Origin of the sequence: Fibrella rubiginis, from assembly GCF_017353185.1 — a bacterium.
Lineage (GTDB): Bacteria > Bacteroidota > Bacteroidia > Cytophagales > Spirosomataceae > Fibrella > Fibrella rubiginis.
In genome coordinates this window covers 1-869 of record NZ_JAFMYV010000037.1, presented here as the reverse complement: position 1 = coordinate 869, position 869 = coordinate 1, and the positions used below count along the sequence as shown (strand labels likewise).

The 869-nt window shown below is 48.7% G+C and carries 1 protein-coding gene; it reads right to left on the bottom strand.

All coding sequences use genetic code 11. The features are described 5' to 3' along the window. Window positions 1–18: 18 nt before the first annotated feature. Window positions 19–798 (bottom strand): IS5 family transposase, encoded by a 780-nt coding sequence (locus tag J2I47_RS26360; RefSeq protein WP_207367621.1) that lies wholly within the window; start codon window positions 796–798, stop codon window positions 19–21. Window positions 799–869 lie beyond the last annotated feature (71 nt).

The following is an 869-nucleotide window of genomic DNA, read 5'->3' as shown; positions in this document are numbered from 1 at the left end:
TTAGAGCGTGTTGGGAAATTATGTTTGGTGTTGAGGGTCAATTCGTTGCAGCATGATCTGAATGTTAGCTAAATACAGCCAGCTTACCGAAGAAGCTACCGTATACTCGTAATCCTTCACGATACGACGAAAAAAATTGGTCCAAGCGATCGTTCTTTCTACCACCCATCGCTTGGCAACAGGAACAAAACCCTGGGCCGATTCGGGGCGGGAAGCCTTCTCGAAATCGATACTCCAGCCAGCAAGCTCTTTGGCAAATACCCCATTGTAAGCCTGATCGCCCAGCACTTTTTCCAACCGTTCGCCTACTCGCCACAAGACATCACCGATTAAGGCGCAGGCAGTAGGGCCATCCGCTTCGTTGGCTGCATGGACATGAGCAACCCAAAGCCGACCTTCCGTATCAACGACGAGTTGTCGTTTGCGTCCGTTTACCCGTTTGTTGGGATCAAGACCACGCTCTTCATAAATCATCGGACTAAGCTTAACACTTTGGGAGTCAATACATACCAACGAAGGTGTAGGCATTCTCTCGACTCGCTTTCGATCCAATTCATTGAGCGTTGCGTTGAGTCGTTCAAACAGATTGTCTCTTTTCCAGATGTCAAAATAATAGTAAATGGCTTGCCAGTGTGGCCAGCATGTAGGCAGATTTCGCCACTGGCAGCCGGTTCGCAAAAGCCACAGAATGCAGTTGACAATGTGTCGTAAATCGTGCTTTCGCTTGCGTTTAAGGTTGAAGAAAGGCGAAATTGCGGCCCATTGAGGGTCGGTCAGTGGCATCCACTGTTTGGTCATAGCTCTGTAGTTTGGCGACCACAAAGTTGACACGACTCTCAACCTTTCTCAATTCCCCAACACGCTCTTAG

What these genes read in the sequence shown, in the direction of transcription:
- J2I47_RS26360 (WP_207367621.1), bottom strand. Translation starts at nt 798, where the DNA reads ATGACCAAACAGTGGATGCCACTGACCGACCCTCAATGGGCCGCAATT.